The following is a 25,994-nucleotide window of genomic DNA, read 5'->3' on the forward strand; positions in this document are numbered from 1 at the left end:
TTACCCTTCATACCAGTATTGTAACCGATAGTTTGCTTTTGGTAAGAATCATTTCCTGCAATATAACGAACAAAACCTCCTTCTTTTTTATCAGTAGCCTTTGTTACAATATTAACGGTACCACCGACAGAAGAAATTGCTAATTTAGAAGACCCTAAACCACGTTGAGAATCAATAACATTTGCAATATCAGAAACTGATTGCCAGTTCGACCAATATAAACTTCCGTTATCCATACCATTGATTGGTTGCCCATTCAATAAAAATGCAGTATTTGATTGATCAAAACCACGCATATACATTTTTGCATCTCCAAAACCAGAAGCTTGATCTGCAACATAAATAGACGGTGAGTTCTTTAATAATTCTGGGAATTCTACGTTTCCTACACCTTTATCTAAAATTTCTTCTCTTGTAATTACTGTTGATGCAACAGGTGTTTTACGATTTTCTGAAACATCGATAACTCCTTTACCAACGATTAATGTTTCTCCTAAAGATACGTTTTCGTCACGTTCAACCTTTGTAGAATCTGTAGGTTCAACAACTTGAGCGAAAGTAAATGATGCCATTAAGGCGAAAGCTCCTACGAGTAAAAGCTTAGTTGAGTTTAACCTCATCTTTTGAAATAGTTTATAAGTTTACTGTTGCAAATTTCTATACTTTAAATGAGATTATTGTTAAATTATCGTAAAATTTTAAAAAATTGATTAATATATTTTACAATAATTATTAATAAAAGCCAATTTAATCTTTATTTTTATTAATAACATAATTTTACAATGCCATTATTACAATATATGAATTTTTTTTTAACATTTTATTGAAAAAAATATTTAACAAAATGTTAAAATTTAACATAAAAAAGAGATTTTTGAAGATTATTATTTTAAGAAATGAAGAATTTTCAAAAAAAATCTCGTTATTTAGAATTAGTTTTAATAATAAATTATCATTTTCAACAATTTAATTCACAATAGAATAATTATTAATGAACACTCTATTAATCTACAAAACTGATAGAATTTATATAAAATTCAATAAATCGACTATGCAAAAAGTTTATCAAACATCATAAATGTTAAAAAAATAAGTGATTTTATCATCTTTCACTGAATGAATAAGTCTGTTTTTTTTTAATTATTAATATATTAAAACTACTTTTTTCGTAATTATGTCAATAAATATGTTTCGAAAAATCTGAACTCATAAAATCATCCATCGAAAGAAATTCTTCAACCAAAACATTATCCTTATAAACCATAATATTGAAGGGTTTTGATATACTGTTGAATAAATTTTCTATTTCTATTCTTAGATTTTCATCATCAATTGTTTTATCTACAATTACATTTTTATTTGCACTTACAGATTCTAAAATCAACGGATTTGTAACCAAATCAACAAAGGTATTAAGTGTTTCTACTAATTCGTTATTTTGATTATAAACCAAAAATTTAAAATCTTTGGTTTGACGAACTGTAAATTTTTGATTAGAATTTAATGTAAATCGAATGGGGTTTAAACTATCATTAAGATATATTTGACTATCTGGCAGATAATTTATTGGTAAACTGAAATTTAATCCCGCTGGTCCAGATTCTGTTTTTGCAGGCTGAACCGTTAAATTACTGTTTTCTAAAAAAACATTTAATACTCGAAATAAATCTGCTGCTACAAGCGCAAACATATCCGAATTATTAGAAGTTTTTTTATAAATAAGTTTTCCTTTGGTATCTACCAAAAAACTTGCATTTTCTTTGAAGCTAGGAAACTGAAAATATTCAATAATATTTTTATTACTCTTGAAATAAGATTGAGAAAAAAAACTAATGCTTTCTTGTAAACATTTGCGTAACTCATCATTCGTTTCAAATTTTTCACAGCCTGGAAAAATAGGCATTTTATATTTTGGCTTTTCTTGAGAAAATACTAAACTTGAAAATAAAACAAGAATTAGAAATTTATACATATTATTTAATCGCTTTTAAGCTCAAATCAAAATTTTTCGCTGAATGAATGATTGCTCCCGACGAAATAAAATCAACACCAGTTTCTGCAATTGCACGTACAGATTCTTTTGTAATTCCGCCCGAAGCTTCCGTTTTTGTTTGTCCATTAATATATAGAACTGCTTCTTTCATTATTTCCAAATCAAAATTATCCAACATAATAAAATCGACATTCGCAGCAAGCGCCTCTTTTACTTCATGCATATTTCGTGTTTCCACTTCAATTTTAAGATGTAAATGATGTTTCGTTAAGTAATCTTTTGTTTTTTCTACGGCATTGGTGATACTTCCAGAAAAATCGACGTGATTATCCTTTAACATGACCATATCGTATAAACCAAATCGATGATTTTCGGCTCCACCGATTTTTACTGCCCATTTTTCCATCATTCGGAAATTAGGCGTTGTTTTGCGAGTATCCAAAATTTTGGTATTTGTTCCTTTCACTAATTCCATCATTTCATGCGCATAAGTCGCAATTCCAGACATACGTTGCATACAATTTAGCACCAAACGCTCGCATGTTAAGATAGATTGTGAAGAACCTTTTATCTTGAAAGCGACATCTCCAAACTGTACTTTGTCTCCATCATTTTTATAGGCTTCCACGACAATTGAAGGATCAAAAGTGTCAAAAATTATTTTTGCTAACTCAATTCCTGCAATTATTCCATCGTCTTTTACTTTCAACTCTGCTTCCTGAATCGCTTCATATGGCACAGATGCCAAGGTAGAATGATCGCCATCGCCAACGTCTTCTAAAAAAGCTTGACGAATAAATTGTTGTAGTTTTTCGTGTGTGATATAGTTTGGAAAATTCATTTTATCTGTAAGTTAAGTGAGCAAATTTTGACTGATTAAACTCTTTTTTTGTTTTGTATTCGTAATATTCTGCCCAAGTTCCGTTTTCTTCTCTAAAAACAGTGATTAAAACTTCTGCAGACGGATCGTTTTCAAAGAAATTTTTGATTTGAAGTGTATATTCTTTGTCTTCAATTTTACCTTTTGTAATCGCTATAATTCCAGATTTGAAAGCCGCATCAAAAGCAGTCGCATAAGGTTCTACAGAAGCCATTTCGAATAAATTTGAGAATTTTCCTAAATAATATTCTCTATTACCATTGTTTCCAAAAGTTTTCAAATTAAATTCTTTATCAATCCTAACTTCTATTGTTTCTTCATCTGTTTTTAAGGTAAATAAAACACGGTTTTCTGATGGAAATTTATCAAAATCATTGTTTTTTTCTGCAGCTTCATATCGAAGTGGAAGATTTAGATTAACGTCAATCGGATTATTTTTTTCATCTTTTCCTGGTTCGATATGCATCTTATTTCGATCCATTTTATTTTGCAATAAAACTAAACTTGACAATGCAACGCTATTAAAAATAGGATTAATACCATCTGTTGACAAATTAGAAAAATCACCTTCTTTGTTAATTGTAAAACTCAGTTTAGATTGTGCCGTCTCGATGTGTAGATAATCTGCAATGTTAGAAAAAAAAGCAATTTGAGATTGAACATCTTGATTCAAATTCTTATTCATACATGTAACTAAATCTTTTTTTTCGGTAAAACTTTCGCAACCAAAATAAACGGGCATCTTTTTAGTTACTCTGACCGAAGCGATAGGAGTTTCTTTATCTTTAGTTTGAGCAAAAACAATACTCGAAAAAATACAGGTAATAAACAGAAAAAAATTCTTCATTTAGGTTAAATCTTTGTTGTAAAAAGTTCCGCGATTTTCTTTTTGATTGATACTTTGCTGAATGATTAATTGCGCTACATCAACCAAATTTCTCAATTCTAATAATTTTGGAGAAATAATAGAAAAATTATAAATCTCTTTGACCATTTTTTCAATTTCATTGATGCGTTGTTGCGCAATATCCAAACGAGAATTACTGCGTACAATACCGACCAATTCGCTCATCATAGCTTGTAATTGTTTGCGCAAATAAGAAATCAACACCAATTCTTCTTGTACTTTCATTCCTTCTGCATTCCATTCTGGAAAATTGAAATCGTAAATTCGGAACTGATTTTTTTCTAATCTATCCACTGTTTTCAACGCTGCACGATGTCCAAAAACCATTGCTTCTAACAAAGAATTTGACGCCAAACGATTTGCACCATGCAAACCAGTATTAGAACATTCGCCGACAGCAAATAAATTATCAATAGAAGTTTTTCCGTCTAAATCAACATCAATTCCACCACATAAATAATGCGAAGCTGGCACAACAGGAACCAATTCTGTAAACATATCATATCCTTCGGATTTACATTTTTCGTAAATATTAGGAAAATGCTCGAAGAATTTTTCTTTGTCCAAATGACGACAATCAATGTAAACATAATCGTCTCCACGCAATTTCATTTCATTATCAATTGCTCGCGCCACAATATCTCGCGAAGCTAATTCTTCACGTTCATCATATTTGTGCATAAACAATTCGCCATCTTTTGTTCTCAATTTTGCTCCAAAACCACGAACAGCTTCCGAAATTAGAAACAATTGACCATCAAACTCACTGTAAAAAGCAGTTGGATGAAACTGAATAAATTGCATATTAGAAACCGATGCATGCGCACGACGAGCCAAACCAATGCCATCGCCAGTTGCTATAATTGGGTTTGTTGTATTTTTATAAACATGCCCTACTCCTCCCGTTGCAAGCAATGTTGTTTTAGCTAAATGACGTTCTACTTTTTCAGATTTTAAATCTAAAATATAAGCGCCATAACACGTTATTTTATCTGTTTTATCTTGACGAAGATGATGTTCTGTAATTAAATCGACCACAAAATGATGCGATAACATCGTGATATTTGGATAAGATTTGATGGCTTCTAACATTGCGCGCTCAATTTCCCAACCCGTAATATCTTTGTGATGTACAATTCGGTTTTCGGTATGTCCGCCTTCTCTACCTAAATCATAAATACCATCATGATTTTTATCGAAACGAACACCCCAATCAATAATTTCATTGATGCGTTCTGGCGCTTCTTTTACCACAATTTCTACCGCTTCTAATTTGCACAAACCATCTCCTGCGCGTAACGTATCTTGAATATGTTTCTCAAAACTATCTTTCTCAAAATCGCTCACAACCGCAACTCCGCCTTGTGCATATTTGGTATTGGTTTCGTCTTCGTTGGCTTTTGTTACAATTGTAATTTGCGCATCAGGATAACGAATGGCAATTTTCAGTGCATACGAAAGTCCTGCAATTCCAGAACCGATTACTAAAACATCTTGAATTGCCATTATTTTATTTTTTCTGATAATTCTAACATTCTATTAATTGCCGCTAAAGCTTTAACACGTAATTCTTCTTCGATTTGAATTTCTGGCAATTCATATTTCATACATAAATATAATTTTTCTAAAGTAGAAAGTTTCATGTAAAAACATTCTGAACAATTGCACGATTCATCTTGAACCAAAGCTGGAATTAATTTTTTAGTTGGAGCAAGTTTTGCCATCTCATGTAAAATCCCTTCCTCTGTCGCTACAATAAATTCTGTTGCTTCATCTTCTACAACATAATCTAACAAACGAGAAGTAGAACCAATGAAATGTGCAAATTTCAACAAATCTTCTTGTGCTTCTGGATGCGCAATTAATTTTGCATTCGGATTATCTGCCATTTGTTGTGCAATTCTTTCCAACGAAAAAGCTTCATGAACCATACAAGCTCCGTCCCACAAAATCATTTGTCGGTTACAAACTTGATTCAAATAACGACCTAAATTACGGTCTGGTGCAAAAATAATTTCTTGCTCTTTTGGTAATGAATTGATAATAACCTCAGCGTTAGACGACGTTACAATAATATCCGATTCCGCTTTAACACCAGCATCACAGTTGATGTAACTCACCACAATTGCGTTGGGATGTATTTCACGTAAACCGCGTAAACCTTCTGCCGAACAAGAATCTGCTAACGAACAACCTGCTTTTGTATCAGGTAAAACGACTTTTTTGGTTGGGTTAACAATTTTTGCTGCTTCCGCCATAAAATGAACGCCACAAAAAACAATCATATCAGCATCTGTTTTTGCTGCTGCACGCGCTAATTGTAAAGAATCTCCCAAATAATCTGCTAAATCTTGAATTTCGCCCGATTGATAATAATGCGCTAAAATAACCGCATTTTTCTCTTTGCGTAATTTATTGATTTCGTCAATCAAATCGGTTCCTTTCGGAATTTCAATATCCAAATAACCTTTATAATCTAACTTTTCTATTGCTTGCTCTAATGTATTCATTTTGTCTCTTTGTAAGTTTTAATTAATTCCCAATTGCTTTTTCACTTCTTTAGACAACGCATCTTTATGAATTGTAAAAGCAATAGATTTCATTCGGAAAAATGGTTTTGACATATAAATATGACCATTATTTCCTAAATCTTCTGTTCCCCAAGAATTTTTAACATCATAATATTGATTTCCCAGTTGATCTTTCAAAATTCCTGTAATATGCATTAAATGGTCATCTTCTGTCGAATAATTTTCGAAAGCAGCTTGGCGTTCATCAGCCGAAACCCATTTTTCTGGTAAAATCTGAACAAAATAATCTGACTCTAATCCTTCTGAAGGTAAAATTGCCATTCCATATTTTTTAGAGAATGTTTTTTCCGAAACATCCGTATCAAAAGCGGCTGTAAATCCTTTGTACAACGCTTCATCTAAAACGTTCATATATTCATCTAAAGGTAAATTATAGTAGGAACCATTTGAAAAATTGTCTGGAACTTGTAAAATAAATTGCGAATAATAAGGCGCTTGCTGAAAAGATGTTAATGTAACATAATTATCAGGATTAATCTTCAATACTTTTGCAAATTCTTGTGGTGTATATTGTTTTCCTTCGTAATTAAATTTTACTGGAGGAACGCCTAATTTTTTATTTAATTTTTGATCGAAATTAGATTTCCAGTCTTTTGTCAAATATTTTTTAGGATTTTTTACAATCGAATCTAAACCAACTTTTAGGTCTTTTACCAACATTTCGTGGTTATGTTTTTCATCTGTACCTGCTGTAAAACCTGAATAAACTTCATTTGGAACTAATCCATTCAATCGAACAGAATTTAACACATCATGTGACAAACCGCCTTCGCTAAATTGTGCTTTTCCTTGACGATAAACATAATTATACGCTTTTACAGGATAAGTAAAACGCACATTGTACATTTCTGATAAATCTACATTTTTCCCCGTCATACGTTTTACCTCTGATTCTAAAAAAGAAATTGTAGAAAACGACCAACATGTTCCTGTTTTTCCTTGAGAAATAACAGGAAGTGCAGAATTATTTACTAATTCTTTAAATTTGAATGGTGTTTCTTGCGCAGAAACAAGTGCAGAAATTATTGCAATGCTTGCGAATATATATTTTTTCATTTGGTGTGAATCTAATTCTTTCAAAAGTAAAATTATTTTATGAAGTTTTTAATGAAAGATTGAGGAAGTTTAGATTAACGATTTTAGAATTACGAATTATTACATTTTTTTTATCTTAATTAAATTTTGAAGTGAGTTCAGAATAACTTATATTTTTAATTCTTTCATAAAAATCATAATTTCATTCTATGAAGAATATTTCTCTTAATAAATTCGAAGATTTAAAACGTAATAGATTAATTAAAAAATTACGATCGAATGCTATTGCCATTAAAACAAATCAAATAGAAATTCATTTAGGATGTAATAAAATGGAATATTTAAAAAATAGAATAGACGATATAAACGTTTTAGATGAAATCGATTTGAATATTTTTATAAAGTTTAATAATGCTGTTAGGTTTTATCCAATTGGAGAAGATCGAAATGAATACAATAAAGAATATTTAAAAAAATTAGACTTAGAATTAAAAACAATAGATAATCAGTATTTAGAAAAAATATTTAAGCAATGTGATGAAATAATAAATCAATTTCAAAACATAAATTCAGTATAAAATTTCAATATAAGAAGCAATCACAAATCAATTCAGTATAAATATTCGATATTTATACAATTGAAAAAGAATTTTTTAGAAAATGCTTTATATCACTCAAAAACCTATTAACTTTGCTCAAACATTACGCAAATGCAACCAAGAGAAGATTTTTTATTGAAAGCTTACGAGCTTGGAATTATAAAATTCGGGAATTTTACTTTAAAAAGTGGCATTGAATCTCCTTTCTATGTCGATTTAAGACCTTTGGCTTCTAGCCCACAATTATTAAAAACTTTAGCAAATAATTTATTAGATTTAGTTGAAGATGTAGATTACGATTTGATTTGTGGTGTGCCTTATGCGGCTTTACCGATGGCGACTACAATGAGTTTAACATCGAATATTCCATTAATCATAAAACGTAAAGAAAACAAAGGATACGGTACAAAACGTATGGTAGAGGGTGTTTTTACGGAAGGACAATCTTGTCTTTTGGTTGAAGATGTAATTACTTCTGGACAGTCTTTATTAGAAACAATAGATCAAGTAGAGCGAGAGGGTTTACGTGTGAAAGATTTGGTTGTTGTTTTGGATCGTGCGCAAGGCGGATCGGACAAATTGAAAGAACAAGGTTACAACGTTAAGACGTTATTTACAATTCACGAAGTAATCGATATTTTACATAAATATCACCGTTTGAGTGATGATGAAGCAAAAAAAATAAAAGACTTTTTGGCTTTACCTCCAGAAGCTGTTCCAGCTAAACAACGAATTGCTTTAGAGAACAAAAAAATTGTTCATCCAGTAGGAAAACGTTTGGTTGAATTAGCGTTAAAAAAACATTCTAACTTAATCGCTTCAGCAGATTTAATTACTTCTGATGAAATTATAGATTTCGCGAATAAAGTTGGAGATCATATTGTTGCATTAAAATTACATTCAGATATTATTCAGGATTTTTCGGATAACTTAATTGTTGAGCTGAAAAAAATCGCACGCGAAAAAGAATTTTTATTGTTCGAAGATCGCAAGTTTGGTGATATCGGAAATACACAAGAATTACAATTCAAGAAATCTATTTATAAAATTTCTGATTGGGCAGATTTAGTAACTGTGCATCCAATTGGTGGTTTAGAATCGTTGAAAGTTTTTGAAAATACTGGTGTTATCACAATTGTGGAAATGTCATCTAAAGGAACTTTGACTGATGATTATTATTTTACAAAAGCAATTAATGTATCAGAAGAATCTGGAAATGTATTAGGTGCGGTTGCGCAACGTCAAATTCCTGATAATTTGTTATTGTTTACACCTGGTGTTAATATTTCTTCTACTGGAGATAGCAAAGGACAACAGTACAATACGCCAGAATTGGTTTTCAAGAATTACCATACCGATTTTATGATTGTTGGTCGTGGAATTTATAGAGCTGCGGATGTAAAAACTGCTGCAAAAGAATACCAAACTTTAGGTTGGGTTTCTTATTTACAAAGTTTGAATAACTAAGATATCAGTTATCATAATATACAAAATCGGCAAGCTAAAATTAGTTTCCCGATTTTTTTTATCTTAAAATGATTTATTTAATTATTATTTTGTGTGATGTTGTTTTACCTGCTGTATCTTTAAAAATCGCAACATAAAAACCTTTATTTAAATTTGATAAATCCACACTTCCATTTGCAGATTTATTAGTCAAAGTAATTAGTTCTCTACCAGAAGCATCTACAATTTGAATTGAATAACTAGAGTTATTGTTAAACCTATAATTCAATAGTTTATTTTCTACATAAATTTTAGACAAATTTTCATCAAGATCATTTGTTCCTAAAACCGTAGTTTTAGCAGCCTCTACAATATATTCTATTCCCAATTTTGTAAACTTTGCTGCATGTGTAGATGTACTTCCCATCGTTGCATACGTATCATTTTTTGAATGAATATATGGATTACTGTCACTCATTTTAGCCTCGAAAGGTAAAGTTGCCGCATAGCCATTATTCGCCCAACTTGCATGATCTGAACATCCATAACCACATTTTGACGTATCATAGGTAAATTGATGTAAACCAGTTTTGTTATACTCATCCATCAATTGCATCAAAAATGAATTGAGATTAGTATCACAATAACTATCCGTCATCAACACAACATCTTTTGCAGAACCTTTATAATTCGTCATATCAAATTGCACATAACCAATTACATTCTTGTTCTGCGAAACGTATTTTTCCGCAATTTCTTTCGATCCAACCAAACCGATTTCTTCTGCTGCATAAGCCATTATCTCTACCGTTCGTTGTGGTACAAATTTATTTTTCACCAATACGCGCAAAACTTCTGTAATTGTAGCAATTCCAGATGCATTATCATCTGCTCCAGGAGCAAAAGATTGATCTCCACTCCAACCTATTGTAGAATCTGCATGTCCACCAATTATAACATATTCGTCTTTATTTCCCGATCCTGTAAAAGTCAAAATCAAAGATTTCATTGGTGTATTGACATGATCAATAGTTTTTATTATAATATCTTGTCTATTTGCATCAACAATTATTTTTTCCCAAACTTCTTTCAATTTCAGAATAGCATCATTCGCTTCTTGTCGTGTATGATATCGTGTTTTGAAACCCTCTAACATCAAAATTGTTTTTTCAATTTCTTTTACATCAACATCGTTCAAAGCCTCGTTAATAAAGGTTTGTTCTGTTATTGTATAATTGAAAGGTGCTTTTTTCTGAAGAACCGTTTTGTGCAATGACTGAACAGCTTCTTCTTTCGAATTTTGAAAAATATAACCATGTCCGTGAGCAAATTTACCATGTAAACTTTCAGCTATTGTTGGATGAAAATAAATTGCAGAAATTCCATCTTTCGAAGAAAGTATTTGAATTGAATTTGGATTTTCTTGTTGAAGAAACTTCGCATTTACAGTTTCCATATTTGCATAAATAAAATCATTTTTTTCTTGTGCAAATAAAGATACAGATGACGTCGCTAGTAGTGTAAAAAGTAAAGTATTAAATTTCATAAAATCATATTAGTGTTTTACGAAGATATGATTTTTAATGACTTATAATTTACTATACATAAAAAAAATCCATCTTTCGATGGATTTTAATTAATATTTTAATTGAAATTTTAGATAGGTAATTTTTTTCCCTTCTTCTAAAAACATCGATTCATAATATGTTTGCACTTCCGTTACAATTGCCGGAATATCCGAATGATCTGGGTGATAAACATCGTGTGTAGAACGAATAACTTCGTGTCCTTCTAACTGAATTACACCATGCGTATAACCGTGTAAAAACTCAGAATCTGTTTTTAAATTAACCGTTCCTTCTGGTTTAAGAATTGTATTATAACGTCTCAAAAACTCTGGATGAGTTAAACGATGTTTTGTTCTTTTAAATTTTATTTGTGGATCTGGGAAAGTAATCCAAATTTCGCTTACTTCATTTTCAGCAAATAAATTATCTATAATCTCTATTTGAGTTCGCATAAAACCTGCATTCTCTATCCCTTCTTCCAAACAAGTTTTTGCTCCGCGCCAAAATCTTGATCCTTTAATATCTACTCCGATAAAATTTCGATCTTTATCACGACGAGCCATTGCAACGGTGTATTCTCCTTTTCCACAACCCAATTCTAATACAATCGGATTATCATTCTTAAAAAATTCTTTGTTCCAATTTCCTTTTAATGCAAAATTATTTATTGCTTCATCTCTTGTTGGCTGAACTACATTGTCAAAAGTTTTGTTTTCGTTAAATCTTTTGATTTTATCTTTTCCCATTTCGGATAATTATTTTGCACGAAATTACAAGAAATTCGTTAATCTAAAAAACTGTTCTGAAAACACATATATATCAGCAAATAGTATTTATGTAAAAAGGTTTAGTATTTTTGTCTTGAAAAATTAAAATTAGAAAAATGGATTTTATCAAACAATTTCATAGCGGTTGGGCTTATTTAACAATCTTAATGGGTGTTGTCTTTGTTGTCTCAACATTGATTTATGCAATCTCTAAAAAAGATACAGATGTAACAATTAAAAAAATTGGTTTATTTACAACAATCACTTTTCACGTACAAATGTTACTTGGATTAGTTTATTATATTATGATGTTTTCTGCATTAGAACCATCTAATATTATGAAAGATGCTGGCTTAAGATTAACTTTCGTAGAACATCCAATGATGATGATTGCTGGTGTAATTTTTATGACAATTGCTAGCGCAAAGCTAAAAAGATCTACAACTGTACCAATGAAAGTTACTGTTTTTGGATTAATTGGACTATTATGTATATTAAGTAGAATACCATATAACGTTTGGTTTGCTTAATTAAAATTTAAAATATCTACAAAAAGAGTATTAATTCGTTAATACTCTTTTTATTTTATTAGATGATTTATAATTTTATTACTATAATTACGTTTAAATCAAACAAAAATAAACTTATTCTAAACTTTTGTCTTTTTTGGCACTTCGTTTGAATTGAATAAGTATAAAATAATTTGAAAATGAAATACTTTAAATATCTATTTTCTTTACTAATGGTTTTTGTTGCTCTTAATCTTAATGCACAAGACTTTCATACATCAAATATAAAAGTTGATTACGAACAAGAAACGGGCACACTAAACATTACTTATCGTTTTTTCACAACACATTTAGAAAAAGCAGTAGGAGAAAGTGTAACAAACAAATCTGCTTTCGAAAATAAACTGAAAGCCTATGTAAACAATAAAGTTGATGTTAAGGTAAACGGAAAAAATGTAAATGCTACAGACTTTATTTATTCTGTGAACGATAAATCAACACGTATTTTTTATAAAGTAGGACAGGTTAGCGATATCAGTTCGTTAGAAATACGAATAGGATTGTTGACAGATGTTTTTAGTGATCAACAAAACATTGTGAATGTTGATGTAAAAAATAATCGAAAAACATTTTCTTTAACAAGTGGAAACGAAGTCTTGAAAATGACATTCTAAATAACATAAAAAAGCCTCCAAATTTGGAGGCTTTTTTTATACTTTATACTTTAGTAATTATCCCGAACAATTCGCAATAATTTTTCATTTTCATTTCTAATCAAACTCAAATCTTTGGTCGAATTATTATTCATTAAACTAAAAATAAATGTTCGTCCAGATTTCGTTTTCACATATCCACTCAACGTTACATTATTATTCAACGTTCCTGTTTTAGCGTAAATATAAGGCGTTGTAGAATCTTTGTATCTGTTTTTTATTGTGCCAGTTTTTCCTCCAATTGGGAAAATAGAATGTAAACGTTGCTCAGGAAATTCGTTGTACATTTTCTCTAAAACTTGAACAAAACTTTGCGGCGTAAACAAATTATAGCGCGAAAGTCCAGAACCATCAAACCACTCAGGTTTTTGCTTTAAATCCTTCAAAAAATTATTTTTCGCATAATCTATTACTTGCGCCGAACTTAATTTTCCGCTCATTGTACTCGAAGCTAAAATCAATAAATGTTCTGCCAAAAAATTATCGCTATTCTCCATCATTTCACGGTAAACATCATCAGATTTTTGACTATAAAATATTTTCGAATTTGCACCCATTGGCGTTTTTATCATATCAACTGGTTTTCCTAAAATCTCTGTCAACGATTTTTCTATCACCGTTTCATTCACAATAAAAGGAACTTTTTCTGAACGTTTTTGTTGATTGATGTAAAATTTATTGTCATAAAAATCACGCGGTTCCAACATCGTTTTTATCTGCGTAAATTGCTCAAAATATGTCGGAAAAGTTTTGACTGAATTTCCTGTTTTCGAAATCGAAACCATGTTTTCATTAATCGGAAATTGACTACGTTCGGGTGAATAATCTTTTCTGAAATCGTCCCAAGTCCAACCAGGCAGAAAAGATTCTTCATCAAAATTATTCCAATGAAAAACGATTTTTGTTCCATTATTTTTAAGAAAATCAACTGCACGATTATTTTTATATTTTGGATGCAAAAAAGTCGGATCACCCGTTCCTTCGATATGTAATTCCTCGCCAATCAATTGATATTTGAATGCTGGAATTGAATCGCCCAACATCTTCATAGCCGTATAAAGCGTAAAAATTTTGGTGTTAGAAGCTGGCGTAAAAAATTTGTTTCCGTTGTATGTAAAAATTTCTTCTTTAAGAATTGGATCGTACAAATAAAATCCCGTAAACTGTGTAGAATAAAAGTCTGAGTTGAGATGTTGATCAATCAAATCCTTCTGCGCAAATAGTTGCACAGAAGAAAAGATTGAACATATTAGAATGAAAAATTTCATTAATCTTTATTATCAAAAGGAGTGTTTGACAAATCTGTTTCATTTTTAATCACCATCTCGGTATGTGGATTCGGCATAGAAATTTTATTTTCGTCTATCGTATGTTTTACATCACGGTACAATTTCCAATAAGCCGTCCAATAATCTGCATTTTTCACATAACAACGCACCACTATGTTAACGCTACTTGAGGCAAACTCTAATATTTCGACCGTTTTTGGCTGTGTATCATCTACCAAATCATTTTTTTCTAAAACATCCAACAAAACCTTATGGACATTCTCAAAATCATCGTCATAAGAAATTCCAATATTTAAATCTAAACGACGGTATTCTTTTACTGAAAAATTTATAATTGGATTATTAAATAAATTTCCGTTTGGTAAAGTTACAATCTGTCCTTTTCCAGTTGCAATAACGGTATTAAGAATGTTAATAGACTCTACAGTTCCTTCATTTCCTTGCGAAACAATGTAATCTCCAACTTTGAAAGGTTTGAACAAGATAATCAAAATTCCTGCGGCAAAATTTGACAAAGACCCTTGTAAAGCCAAACCAACAGCCAATCCCATACCTCCCAAAGCAGCTACAAAACCAGATGCATTAAAACCTAATCGGCTAACAACAAATGTCAATACGATCATTTTAAATAAAATATTTATAATCGGAATTAAGAATGTACGAATTGATAAATCGACATTTCTGGCAATCATTCTTTTCTCAATTAATTTGACCAATTTTCCCGAAACCCAAAATCCAATTAGTAAAGTAAGTAGTGCCGAAACTAATCCCCAGCCTACTTCAGAACCTTTGGTTAAGAGCCATTGCGTAAAATTTTCTAAATCTTTAAATGGCGATACGATAACATCTTGTAAGCTATCGACTTTGTCTTGCTCTTGCATAGTATTTAATTTTTATTTTTTTTCAATGGCTAAAAATAAGACCAAACTAACATCTTTACAAAAAAATGATTTTTTTAATGTTTTTTTTAACTATTTTTAATCTACCTAAAAAACTGGTACAATATTAGTTAAGAACAAAAACAATCAATATAAAGATTTAATCAATTACTTAAAAACAAAAACTATGAACATTATTGACTTAGTAAAGGAGCACATTACTCCGACTCTTATTTCTAGCGTTTCTTCTCAATTAGGAGAAAGCGAATCTGGCGTATCAAAAGCCATCAGTTCTTACATTCCTATTTTATTAGGAAGCGTTTTGGATAAGAAAGATTCTGCAACAGGATTATTTCACACAATCAAAACCTTTGGAGCATCACGTGGATTAGGAAACATTTCTACAGAACAAGAAACTCCAGATGCTATTAAAGGATTAATCACAACATTATTAGGTTCTAACGCTCAACCTATTATTTCTAAAGTAGCAGAATCGGCAGGAATTTCTACTGCATCATCTTCAAAATTATTAGATTTAACTGCTCTGACAACATTTGGATCAATAGGAAAAGAAGCAGAATTTAATCATGTACAAGAAAATGATTTCTTCGGATCTTTAGGAGATATTAAAGACAAACTTGTTGGCTTACTTCCTGCTGGTTTAGGTCTTGGTGCTTTAGGATTAGGGTCTTTCTTTAATAATACTCCAAATATTTCAGAAACAATAGACGCTGCAAAAGATAAAATCTCTGATACAATTGATACGGTAACAGACAAAATTTCTGATACTGTAGAAGTTGCCAAAGATAAGATTGCTGATACAGTTGATACTGCAAAGGATAAAGTATCAGAAACAATTGCAGAAACTAAAAAAATTGTAGAACCTACAAATACTTACACAGAAACACAAGACAACGGTGGTGGTGGATTCTGGAAATGGTTAATTCCATTATTAATTGTTGGTTTAGGAGCTTTCTTCCTTGTTAAATATTGTAAAGACAAAGATAAAACTGTTGTAATAGAAGATACAGAAATCGTTGTAGACTCTTTAAACACAGATTCATTGAATGCTGTACCAAAAGAATTATCTTCTATTGATTTAGACGGTGTTGCCTTAAAAGGTTATGCAAATGGATTAGAAGAACAAATCATAAAATTTGTAAAAGCACCTGATTTTTCAAATTTAACTGAAGATCAATTAAAAGAAAAATGGTTTAATTTTGATAATGTAAACTTCGTTTTTGGAAAAACTGATCAATTAGAACCAGGATCTGAAGTACAATTAGATAATTTAACAGCTATTCTTAAAAAATATCCAACAGCAAAAATTAAACTTGGCGCTTATTCAGATAAAAAAGGAGATGATGCTAAAAACAAAGAAATTTCTCAAAAACGCGCAGATTACTTAAAAGCTGAATTAACGAAACGTGGCGTAGGTGCACAAGTTATAAGTGCCGAAGGTTACGGAGAAGAATTTGCTACTGTTGCAGAAACTGCAACTGACGAAGAAAGAGCAACTGACCGTAAAATGTCTTTACGTTTTACGAAATAATAATTCTTTATTTGTGGTTTTGAATAAGGATAAAGGCAACTTTATCCTTATTTTTTTGTTATTTTTTCACAAACCAACTCGCAACAAGCTAAACAATTAATATCTTTGCTCACTATGAAATTTTCAATCGACAAAAAAGACGAATTTTCTAAAGCAAGAGCAGGTGTTGTAGAAACCGATCACGGTAAAATCCAGACACCTATTTTTATGCCAGTTGGTACAGTTGGTACAGTAAAATCTGTTCATCAACGCGAATTAGAAGAAGACATTAAAGCGCAAATCATTCTTGGAAACACGTATCATTTATATTTACGTCCAGGAACAGATATTTTACACAAAGCAGGTGGTTTACATCAATTTATGAATTGGCAAAAACCAATCCTTACCGATTCTGGTGGATTTCAGGTTTATTCTTTGTCAACAAGTCGTAAAAAATCCGAAGAAGGTGTGCGTTTCAAATCGCATATCGATGGTTCTTATCACATGTTTACACCAGAAAAATCTATGGAAATTCAGCGCTATATTGGTGGTGATATTTTTATGGCTTTTGATGAATTAACAGGAATTCCTGCAAAATACCACGATGCAAAACGTGCCATGCATGTTACACACCGTTGGTTAGAGCGTTGTAGAACTTGGTTAGATAATAATCCTGAATATTACGGACATAAACAAACTCTTTTTCCTATTGTACAAGGAAATGATTTTAAAGATTTACGTCAAGAATCTGCCAAATATATTTCAGATTTTGGAGCAGAAGGTAACGCTATTGGTGGTTTATCTGTTGGTGAACCAGAACCAATTATGTACGAAATGACAGATATCGTAACAGAAATTCTTCCTCAAGATAAACCTCGTTATTTAATGGGTGTTGGTACACCTTGGAATATTATTGAGTGTATTGCACTTGGTGTTGATATGTTTGACTGTGTAATGCCAACTCGTAACGCACGTAACGGTATGTTATTTACATGGAATGGTGTAATGAATATGAAAAATGCAAAATGGAAAGATTGTTTTGAACCATTAGACGAAAGTGGAACATCTTACGTTGATAGTTTTTATTCTAAAGCCTATGTACGTCATTTATTTAATGCCAACGAATCTCTAGGAAAACAAATTGCATCTATACATAACTTAGCATTTTATTTAGATTTGGTAAGAGTTGCAAGAGAACATATCTTAGCAGGAGATTTCGCACAATGGAAAGAACAAATTGTTCCACAACTAAAACAACGTCTGTAGTTTGAAAATTATTGATAAATACATCATCCGAAACTTTATCGGAACCTTTATCTTTATGGTTTTAATTCTGTCAACCATCGCCGTAATTGTCGATCTTAGTCAGAAATTAGGCCGTATAAATGATAGTGGCTCCACAGCATTTATTGCCTTAACCGAATTTTATCCATTTTGGACAGTTTGGATTGTCAACACATTTTTACCAATTGCCGTTTTTATCACCGTAATTTATTTTACATCACGATTAACAATGCAAACAGAAATTGTTGGTATACTTTCGGGTGGTATCAGTTTTTATCGCTTCACCTTGCCTTACATTTGGGTTTCTCTATTCTTAGCAGTTTCCGCATTACTTGTTGGTAATATTGCTTTGCCTTGGGCAAATATTAAGAAAAACAAATACCAATACGTCCATTTACTTAGTAATACCGATAAAGATGAATACTATAAAAGACAACGAATTGGATCGCAAGTTTCTCCTAACGAATTTGTTTTTGTTGATAGTTATGACAGAACAGATAAATTAGGAAGCTCATTTATGTATCAAAAATTTGATTCTACCGAGCTTAAAAAACAAGTTATTGCCTCTAATTTTAATTGGAATGATAAAGATTCTACTTATGCTTTAATGAGTGTTTATTCACGCGAAATAAACAAAGATAAAACAGAGAAGTTAGAATACTTACCTAATTTCAACATGAAACTTCCGGCAACACCAGACGAAATTTTACCTGAAGAATATGTTGCAGAAACAATGAATACATTCGAATTGAATAAATTTATTGAAAAGCAAAAAGCAAAAGGTTCCGCTAACGTAAACACTTACGAAAACGAACTAAATGCACGTATAAGTAATCCATTTTCTACTATTATTTTGACACTTTTAGCATTATCGCTATCATCAAAAAAACGTCGTGGAGGAATTGGAATGAATTTAGCCGTCGGAATTGCTTTAGCATTTGTCTACATTTTCTTTTCACAAACAACATCTACTTTTTCAGAAAAAGGATATGTTTCTCCATTTATAGCGGCCTGGATACCAAATATTGTATTTGGTTTATTAACCTTGTTTCTCTATTTACGAAGAGCACGAACTTAAAATATATCAAAATCCAGTTTCATCACGAAGCTGGATTTTTTTTGTATAATACAAATGATTAGTTTTTTATTTGATTGATAATTAGTACATTTAGCTTAGCCTAAACATATATCAAAAATAAATTCTTGATATAATAAAAGTTGAAATGTTTAACGATAATCAATTGATATGAAAAAAAAATTACTCTTTTTACTTTTAATCCTTTCGGTTTCTGTTTTTTCACAAGAAACATTAAATACAATGTTTTACAATGTGTTCAAATTTCCGAATTCTCTTCCACAAAATCGTCAATTGATCTTAAAAGATATTTTGGACGAATACCGACCTGATTTATTTATGATTTGTGAATTAGCAACAGAAAACGGCGCTAATTTAATTCTAAATACTTCGTTACAAAATCAATCTGATAAATTTGCTCGTGCTCTATTTGTAGCTGATACAACCGATTTAGCTGATCCTTTACAAACAATGGTTTTTTATAACACACGAAAATTGACATTAGTCAACCAACAAAAAATTCCAACAGTTTATCGTGATATCAATCAATATTCTTTCCAATTAAACACAACTTCAAACGACCCGATTCATTTAGAAGTTTTTGTTGCTCATTTAAAATCGAGTACAGGACCTGCAAATCGTCAAATGCGATTGGAAATGGTGCAAGAAGTCACAAAATCATTAAAAAAACTAACACAACCTAATACGTATGTACTTTTTGCAGGAGATTTTAATTTATATAATTCTTCAGAACCTGCGTATCAAGAAATCTTAAATCCAACAAATGCTATTTTGATGATTGATCCAATAAATTCGCCTGGGAATTGGCAAGATAATGCAAATTTCAGTTCCATTCATACTCAGAGTACTCGTGTTTCTAATGGAGGTTTTGGTAGTGGTGCTAATGCGGGAGGAAGTGGTGGATTAGATGATCGTTTTGATTTTATTATGATGAGCGAAAATTTCAAAAATAGTTCTCGTTTATCGTATGTAAATGACAGTTATAAAGCTTTTGGAAATAATGGAGGTTGTTTAAATAAAGATGTAAAAGATCCAAATTGTACTGGAGTTTATTCGCTAACATTACGTAATAATTTGTACAATATGAGCGATCATTTACCTGTTGTAATGCAATTTCAAATTCATGAAAAATTAAGCGTAAAATCAGTTGAATCAAAACCATTTATATGGTTAAAATCTCCTAATGTAACGAATGAAAAAATTGAAATTGGTATTGACAAAACGCAATTAAATTCAGAAAATAACATACTATTCATCTACAATTCAGTTGGACAATTTGTGAAATCAGTACAAATAAATAATCAATCAAGTATAACGATTAATTGTCAAGGTTTAGCTGCTGGAATTTATTATATTAAAACAAAAAAATCTAACGAAGTTTTAAAGTTTATAAAGAAATAATTTTTCAATTAAATTCAAGATAAATTTCACGAAAACAACACAATTATAGTCAGAATAGTATCACATCTATTTACTTAATATTTTAGCTAAAATCAACCCTTTAAAAATTTCGTCAACTTACAGAAAATTCGTATTTTTGCATTCTAGTACAAATTCTAAAAGAAAGATGATAAACATTTCTCTTCCAGATGGAAGTGTAAGACAGTATGAGAGTGGCGTAACACCGATGGATGTAGCGCTTAGCATTAGTGAAGGTTTAGCACGTAATGTAATTTCGGCTATAGTAAACAACAATCAAGTTGAGACAACAACCCCAATCACCACAGATGCAACGATCAAATTGTTAACCTGGAATGATGAAATGGGTAAAAAAGCTTTTTGGCATTCATCTGCTCACTTATTAGCACAAGCAATTGTAGAATTTTATCCAAACGCAAAATTAACAATAGGACCTGCGATTGACAAAGGTTTTTATTATGATGTAGATTTTGGCGACGATAAATTTACTGAAGCTGATTTTGCGAAAGTAGAAAAAGCAATGTTGGAAAATGCAAAGAAAAAAGCTGAATTTAAATTATATTCAGTTTCAAAAGCAGAAGCATTAGAAACTTACAAAGACAATGAGTACAAAACAGAATTGATTTCTAACTTAACAGACGGAGATATTACATTTTGTACACACGATAACTTCACAGATTTATGTCGTGGAGGACACATTCCGAATACAGGAATTGTAAAAGCTGCAAAAATCTTGAATGTTGCTGGTGCGTATTGGCGTGGAGACGAAAAAAACAAAATGTTGACTCGTGTTTATGGTATTACATTCCCGAAACAAAAAGATTTAACAGAATATCTTGAGTTATTAGAAGAAGCGAAGAAACGTGATCACCGTAAATTAGGGAAAGAATTAGGTTTATTTGCTTTTTCTGAAAAAGTTGGTGCAGGATTACCACTTTGGTTACCTAAAGGAGCTGCTTTGAGAAGAAAATTAGAAAATTTCTTATTAAAAGAGCAACAAAAAATGGGTTACGAAATGGTTGTAACTCCTCACATTGGTCAAAAAGAATTGTATGTAACTTCTGGTCACTATGCAAAATATGGTGCAGACAGTTTTCAACCAATTAAAACACCAAACGAAGGAGAAGAATTCTTGTTAAAACCAATGAACTGCCCTCATCACTGCGAAATTTACAAAACTTCACAATGGTCGTATCGCGATTTACCAAAACGTTATGCGGAATTTGGTACAGTTTACCGTTACGAACAATCAGGAGAATTACACGGTTTAACTCGTGTTCGTGGATTTACTCAAGATGATGCGCATTTATTTTGTACACCAGATCAATTATTAGAAGAATTCAAAAAAGTAATCGACTTAGTTTTATATGTCTTTACAAATCTTGGATTTGATAATTATTCGGCTCAAATCTCATTAAGAGATCCAGAAAATAAAGAAAAATACATCGGATCTGATGAAAACTGGGAAAAAGCAGAGCAAGCAATCATTACCGCTTCAGCAGAAAAAGGTTTACCAACTGTTGTAGAATATGGTGAAGCAGCTTTCTATGGACCTAAGTTAGACTTTATGGTGAAAGATGCATTAGGACGTCAATGGCAATTAGGAACTATACAAGTAGATTACAATTTACCAGAACGTTTTGATTTAACTTACGTCGGAGCAGATAACGAAAAACACAGACCAGTAATGATTCACCGTGCGCCATTTGGTTCTATGGAACGTTTCATCGCTATTTTGTTAGAAAATACAGCAGGAAATTTACCCCTTTGGTTAACACCAGATTTATACACAATTTTACCAATTAGTGAAAAATATGTAGAATATGGAGAAAAAGTATTAAATTTGCTTGCTGAAGAAGAAATTAACGGATTGATTGACAGTAGAAATGAGAAAACTGGTAAAAAAATTCGTGATGCTGAAATCAATAAAATTCCATTCATGTTAGTCATCGGTGAAAAAGAAGCAGAAAACGGAACGGTTTCTGTACGTAGACACGGAGAAGGTGATTTAGGAGAGATGACTATAGAAGAGTTTATCGCTTTTATGAAGGAACAAATCAAATTAAAATAATTTAAAAACAGAATACTATCGCAATAAGAAGAAAAGGCGGCAGAGGACCAGCCAGAGTAATTAAGGAAGATCAACACAAGATCAATGATAAGATTGACGCAAAAGAAGTTCGCGTTGTAGGAGAAGGTATAGAACCTGGAGTTTATTCAATTTCAAAAGCTTTAGAGTTAGCTCAAGAGCAAAATTTGGATTTGGTAATGATCAGTGAAAAAGCCATTCCACCTGTTTGTCGTGTCGTAGAGTACAAAAAATTCTTATACGAACAAAAGAAAAAAGAGAAAGAACTTAAAGCAAAACAACAAAAAGTTGTGGTAAAAGAAATTCGTTTCGGTCCTCAGACAGATGATCACGATTACGAATTCAAAAAACGCCATGCAAGAGCTTTCTTAGAAGAAGGTTCTAAGTTGAAAGCGTATGTTTTCTTCAAAGGACGTTCTATTATCTTTAAAGATCAAGGAGAAATTTTATTGTTGCGTTTAGCACAAGAGTTGGAAGATGTTGGTAAAGTAGAACAACTACCAAAGCTTGAAGGAAAAAGAATGATTATGATGATGGGACCTAAGAAATAGGTCTTTATCATCTTTCAAAAAAATAAAAACGTTTTAATTTTAAATACAATTTGTAATCATGCCAAAATTAAAAACAAAATCTGGAGCGAAAAAACGTTTCAAATTAACAGGAACAGGTAAAATTAAAAGAAAACACGCTTTTAAAAGCCACATCCTAACAAAAAAAGAGACTAAACAAAAGAGAAATTTAACTCAAACTGGTTTAGTTGATAAAGCTGATGTTCATTCAGTAAAACAACAATTAAGATTAAAATAAGAACAAGTTCTTATTTGGTTTATTAATTCATCATTAACCCTGTCATTAGGCAAAATTAAGTAATTACGAATGTGATTCGCCTAATACAAAAAAATTAAAAATTATGCCAAGATCAGTAAACGCAGTTGCGTCAAGAGCTAGAAGAAAAAAAGTTTTAAAACTTGCTAAAGGATATTTCGGAAGAAGAAAAAATGTTTGGACTGTTGCTAAAAATGCAGTAGAAAAAGGTTTAGTTTACGCTTACCGTGATAGACGTCAAAAGAAAAGAAATTTCCGTGCGTTATGGATTCAAAGAATTAACGCGGGTGCAAGATTACACGGATTATCTTATTCTCAATTCATTGGAGCTACTAAAAAAGCTGGTGTAGAATTAAACCGTAAAGTCTTAGCTGACTTAGCGATGAATCACCCAGAAGCTTTCAAAGCAATCGTAGAAAAAGTTAAATAATATTTATAATATATAATTAAAACGTTTTGAACTTGGCTATTTTAGCCAAGTTTTTTTTTGCGTAAATTTGAGATTAAATCAATCCTAATAAAAACAAATTTATGCACCAACAAAAAGATTTATTTGTACGAATTTGGCCTTTTTTCGTCATCTTTTTCATCTATAATTTTGCTGCAATCGCAATGACACAATACTTTGGTCGCGACGAATTACATCTTTATTTCAACAAATACCACGATCATTTCTTTGATAAATTCTTTGTTATTTATACTGATTTTGGCACCTATTATCTGTTTTTTATTTTATTAGGATATTTATTTTGGAAAGAAACCAAACGTCGATTCTTGTATTTATTCATCTCAGGTTCGGTTGCGACAGCGATTAGTCTGTTTTTCAAAAACATCTATTTTCAACAAGTTTTACGTCCTGGATATTATTTTACAGAGAAAAAAATTGACATTGTATTGGTCAAAAATTATGCAGTACAAATGGAATCAACATTTCCTTCCGGACATTCATTAACTGCAACAATTATAGCCATGCTGTTATCTTTATTAACCACAAACAGATGGCTACAAGTATTTTTCGGATTACTATTTCCTAGTATTGCAATAAGTAGAATTTATTTATCTCGTCATTTCGCAATCGACACAGTTGGCGGTTCTATGATTGGTTTTTTTATATTTATCTTTACATATTACATCATCAATTCGTATAATAATTCAAAATTGGATCAAAAATTTATCAAAAATGGAAAATCAAAATAAACTTAAAATTTCCCTTATTCAGTACGATATTATTTGGGAAGATGCAGAAGCAAATCAAAATTATTTGGATGAATTATTAAAAGATCATAAAACTGATATTATTCTTTTACCCGAAATGTTTGCCTCTGGATTTTCTATGAATGTAGAAAAAATAGCACAAAAACCTTTCGGAAAAACCTTTGTATGGATGCAAAATAAAGCCAAAGAGCTTGATACAGCAATTGCTGGAAGTATTTCTACAAAAGAAAATGATAAGTTCTACAATCGTTTCTATTTCGTTAATCCGAATGGATCAATTTTTATTTACGACAAAAAACACTTATTTGGTTACGGTAAAGAAGCGGAAGTTTATTCGGCAGGCGATGATATTGTAACAATAGACTATAAAGGTTGGCAAATTCGTCCAATTGTTTGTTACGATTTGCGTTTCCCTGTTTGGATTCGTAATACTGATGAAGATCCCTACGATTTGATTTTATGCAATGCAAGTTGGCCAAAAGCACGCCGTGAAGCTTGGATTTCACTTCTAAAAGCTCGTTCTATAGAAAATATGGCATTTGTGGCTGGCGTAAATAGAATTGGCACAGATGGCTATAATCTCGATTATCAGGGCGATTCTCATTTATTCAATACATTAGGCGAAGATATAAAAATGATAAATCAACATCCAGAAATCCTACAATTCGAAATTGATAAAGAAGAACAAGATAAAACCCGAAATCATTTCAATTTCCTGAATGATAGAGATTCTTTTTATTTTGGATAGAAGATCTTAGTTAATCAAAAATTAGAGTAATACTCAAGGATAGATACTAATAATATTTGTTCCGATATTTGTTATAATTTCTATAATCGAAAGATGAATAACAATAATTCTCAATTCTTTCTAACTTCGTAATTTGATTTTGGGCGTTCCCTCGCTCATAAAATCCAATAAAAAAGTAACATTGTATTTCACGCTCGGTCGGGCTATCCGCTGCAATCTTTTGTGGAAGAAGATTTGGTACAATAATAACATTCAGATTTCCACAAAAGGATTTCCGCTGCTATCCCTAACGCAAGTCGAGTTATAAGTAGTAAGTTTATAAGGTGATAAGTTTAAAATATCTTCTTATTAGTATAAACTCTTTTGTCATAATGAACTCGTTTCAGTATCACATCTTACAAAGTTGTAAGTTTTAAGTAAATAAGTATTAACCCTTCTGTCCTACTGAACTCGTTTCAACATCGCGTCTTGTATTAAATTCTAAGTTCTACGTTTTAAGTGATTTCTAACTTCTAGTTACTAATCTCTAGTTTCTCATTACTAAAATCTATTGCAAAAAAAAAGTCTCAAGAACTAAATCTTGAGACTTTTTATAAAAACTGGCGACGACCT

General features: G+C 31.1%; 25 protein-coding genes. 14 read left to right on the forward strand and 11 right to left on the reverse strand.

Features of this window, described 5'->3' with window-relative positions; translation table 11 throughout:
• From RSC72_RS13765 to RSC72_RS13795, 7 genes are all read right to left on the reverse strand, one after another.
• On the reverse strand, window positions 1-620 hold a 620-nt coding region (locus tag RSC72_RS13765), incomplete at its 3' end, for a TonB-dependent receptor plug domain-containing protein (RefSeq protein WP_332578583.1).
• Window positions 621-1,177: 557 nt separating this feature from the next.
• On the reverse strand, window positions 1,178-1,972 hold the full coding sequence (locus tag RSC72_RS13770) for a hypothetical protein (protein ID WP_332544737.1): 795 nt from the start codon (window positions 1,970-1,972) through the stop codon (window positions 1,178-1,180).
• A gap of 1 nt (window position 1,973) precedes the next feature.
• Window positions 1,974-2,834 carry a carboxylating nicotinate-nucleotide diphosphorylase gene (gene nadC / locus RSC72_RS13775; RefSeq protein WP_332544738.1) on the reverse strand — a complete coding sequence of 287 codons (861 nt, stop codon included), beginning with the start codon at window positions 2,832-2,834 and terminating at the stop codon, window positions 1,974-1,976.
• A gap of 1 nt (window position 2,835) precedes the next feature.
• On the reverse strand, window positions 2,836-3,720 hold the full coding sequence (locus RSC72_RS13780) for a hypothetical protein (RefSeq protein ID WP_332544739.1): 885 nt from the start codon (window positions 3,718-3,720) through the stop codon (window positions 2,836-2,838).
• Window positions 3,721-5,286, reverse strand: a complete 1,566-nt coding sequence (nadB, locus tag RSC72_RS13785) for an L-aspartate oxidase (RefSeq protein WP_332544740.1) — start codon at window positions 5,284-5,286, stop codon at window positions 3,721-3,723.
• Window positions 5,286-6,290, reverse strand: coding sequence for a quinolinate synthase NadA (gene nadA, locus RSC72_RS13790; protein WP_332544741.1), 1,005 nt, complete (start codon window positions 6,288-6,290; stop codon window positions 5,286-5,288). The genes nadB and nadA overlap by 1 nt, the downstream gene beginning before the upstream one ends.
• Before the next feature lie 18 nt (window positions 6,291-6,308).
• Complete coding sequence (locus tag RSC72_RS13795) at window positions 6,309-7,427, reverse strand: C1 family peptidase (protein ID WP_332544742.1); 1,119 nt, start codon at window positions 7,425-7,427, stop codon at window positions 6,309-6,311.
• A gap of 188 nt (window positions 7,428-7,615) precedes the next feature.
• On the opposite strand from RSC72_RS13795, the gene RSC72_RS13800 reads away from it, so the two are divergent.
• A complete protein-coding gene (locus RSC72_RS13800) occupies window positions 7,616-7,984 on the forward strand; it encodes a hypothetical protein (RefSeq protein WP_332544743.1) in 369 nt (122 codons plus the stop codon).
• Window positions 7,985-8,116: 132 nt separating this feature from the next.
• On the forward strand, window positions 8,117-9,472 hold the full coding sequence (locus RSC72_RS13805; protein ID WP_332544744.1) for an orotate phosphoribosyltransferase: 1,356 nt from the start codon (window positions 8,117-8,119) through the stop codon (window positions 9,470-9,472).
• A gap of 73 nt (window positions 9,473-9,545) precedes the next feature.
• On the opposite strand, the gene RSC72_RS13810 is transcribed toward RSC72_RS13805, so the two are convergent.
• A complete protein-coding gene (locus RSC72_RS13810; RefSeq protein WP_332544745.1) occupies window positions 9,546-10,997 on the reverse strand; it encodes a M20/M25/M40 family metallo-hydrolase in 1,452 nt (483 codons plus the stop codon).
• Between the two features lie 90 nt (window positions 10,998-11,087).
• Window positions 11,088-11,765 (reverse strand): tRNA (guanosine(46)-N7)-methyltransferase TrmB, encoded by a 678-nt coding sequence (gene trmB / locus RSC72_RS13815; protein WP_332544746.1) that lies wholly within the window; start codon window positions 11,763-11,765, stop codon window positions 11,088-11,090.
• Window positions 11,766-11,902: 137 nt separating this feature from the next.
• Between trmB and RSC72_RS13820 the strand changes: the two genes are divergently transcribed.
• On the forward strand, window positions 11,903-12,316 hold the full coding sequence (locus RSC72_RS13820; protein WP_332544748.1) for a hypothetical protein: 414 nt from the start codon (window positions 11,903-11,905) through the stop codon (window positions 12,314-12,316).
• Window positions 12,317-12,495: 179 nt separating this feature from the next.
• Entirely contained in the window at window positions 12,496-12,969 is a 474-nt protein-coding gene (locus RSC72_RS13825) for a DUF6702 family protein (RefSeq protein ID WP_332544749.1), read from the forward strand.
• A gap of 50 nt (window positions 12,970-13,019) precedes the next feature.
• Here the strand turns inward: RSC72_RS13825 and RSC72_RS13830 are convergent, their stop codons facing one another.
• Window positions 13,020-14,276, reverse strand: a complete 1,257-nt coding sequence (locus tag RSC72_RS13830; RefSeq protein ID WP_332566209.1) for a D-alanyl-D-alanine carboxypeptidase/D-alanyl-D-alanine-endopeptidase — start codon at window positions 14,274-14,276, stop codon at window positions 13,020-13,022.
• On the reverse strand, window positions 14,276-15,178 hold the full coding sequence (locus RSC72_RS13835; protein WP_332544751.1) for a mechanosensitive ion channel family protein: 903 nt from the start codon (window positions 15,176-15,178) through the stop codon (window positions 14,276-14,278). The genes RSC72_RS13830 and RSC72_RS13835 overlap by 1 nt, the downstream gene beginning before the upstream one ends.
• Before the next feature lie 184 nt (window positions 15,179-15,362).
• On the opposite strand from RSC72_RS13835, the gene RSC72_RS13840 reads away from it, so the two are divergent.
• The 10 genes from RSC72_RS13840 to RSC72_RS13885 all read left to right on the forward strand — a co-directional run bounded on the left by RSC72_RS13840 (window position 15,363) and on the right by RSC72_RS13885 (window position 25,382).
• Window positions 15,363-16,727 carry an OmpA family protein gene (locus RSC72_RS13840; protein WP_332544752.1) on the forward strand — a complete coding sequence of 455 codons (1,365 nt, stop codon included), beginning with the start codon at window positions 15,363-15,365 and terminating at the stop codon, window positions 16,725-16,727.
• Window positions 16,728-16,841: 114 nt separating this feature from the next.
• Window positions 16,842-17,972 (forward strand): tRNA guanosine(34) transglycosylase Tgt, encoded by a 1,131-nt coding sequence (gene tgt, locus RSC72_RS13845; protein ID WP_332544753.1) that lies wholly within the window; start codon window positions 16,842-16,844, stop codon window positions 17,970-17,972.
• Window position 17,973: 1 nt separating this feature from the next.
• Window positions 17,974-19,068 (forward strand): LptF/LptG family permease, encoded by a 1,095-nt coding sequence (locus RSC72_RS13850; RefSeq protein ID WP_332544754.1) that lies wholly within the window; start codon window positions 17,974-17,976, stop codon window positions 19,066-19,068.
• A gap of 168 nt (window positions 19,069-19,236) precedes the next feature.
• Window positions 19,237-20,487, forward strand: a complete 1,251-nt coding sequence (locus RSC72_RS13855) for a T9SS type A sorting domain-containing protein (RefSeq protein WP_332544755.1) — start codon at window positions 19,237-19,239, stop codon at window positions 20,485-20,487.
• A gap of 166 nt (window positions 20,488-20,653) precedes the next feature.
• Complete coding sequence (thrS, locus tag RSC72_RS13860; protein WP_332544756.1) at window positions 20,654-22,576, forward strand: threonine--tRNA ligase; 1,923 nt, start codon at window positions 20,654-20,656, stop codon at window positions 22,574-22,576.
• A gap of 59 nt (window positions 22,577-22,635) precedes the next feature.
• Window positions 22,636-23,145, forward strand: coding sequence for a translation initiation factor IF-3 (infC, locus tag RSC72_RS13865; protein WP_332544760.1), 510 nt, complete (start codon window positions 22,636-22,638; stop codon window positions 23,143-23,145).
• A 58-nt stretch (window positions 23,146-23,203) separates the two neighbouring features.
• A complete protein-coding gene (gene rpmI / locus RSC72_RS13870; protein ID WP_019976848.1) occupies window positions 23,204-23,401 on the forward strand; it encodes a 50S ribosomal protein L35 in 198 nt (65 codons plus the stop codon).
• A 103-nt stretch (window positions 23,402-23,504) separates the two neighbouring features.
• Window positions 23,505-23,849: a 50S ribosomal protein L20 gene (gene rplT, locus RSC72_RS13875; RefSeq protein ID WP_332544757.1), complete on the forward strand. Its 345-nt coding sequence runs from the start codon at window positions 23,505-23,507 to the stop codon at window positions 23,847-23,849.
• Window positions 23,850-23,950: 101 nt separating this feature from the next.
• Window positions 23,951-24,616, forward strand: a complete 666-nt coding sequence (locus tag RSC72_RS13880) for a phosphatase PAP2 family protein (RefSeq protein WP_332544758.1) — start codon at window positions 23,951-23,953, stop codon at window positions 24,614-24,616.
• Window positions 24,600-25,382, forward strand: a complete 783-nt coding sequence (locus RSC72_RS13885) for a nitrilase-related carbon-nitrogen hydrolase (RefSeq protein ID WP_332544759.1) — start codon at window positions 24,600-24,602, stop codon at window positions 25,380-25,382. The genes RSC72_RS13880 and RSC72_RS13885 overlap by 17 nt, the downstream gene beginning before the upstream one ends.
• The last annotated feature ends 612 nt before the right edge of the window (window positions 25,383-25,994 follow it).

The sequence above is a fragment of the Algoriella sp. genome (assembly GCF_036647415.1).
GTDB lineage: Bacteria > Bacteroidota > Bacteroidia > Flavobacteriales > Weeksellaceae > Empedobacter.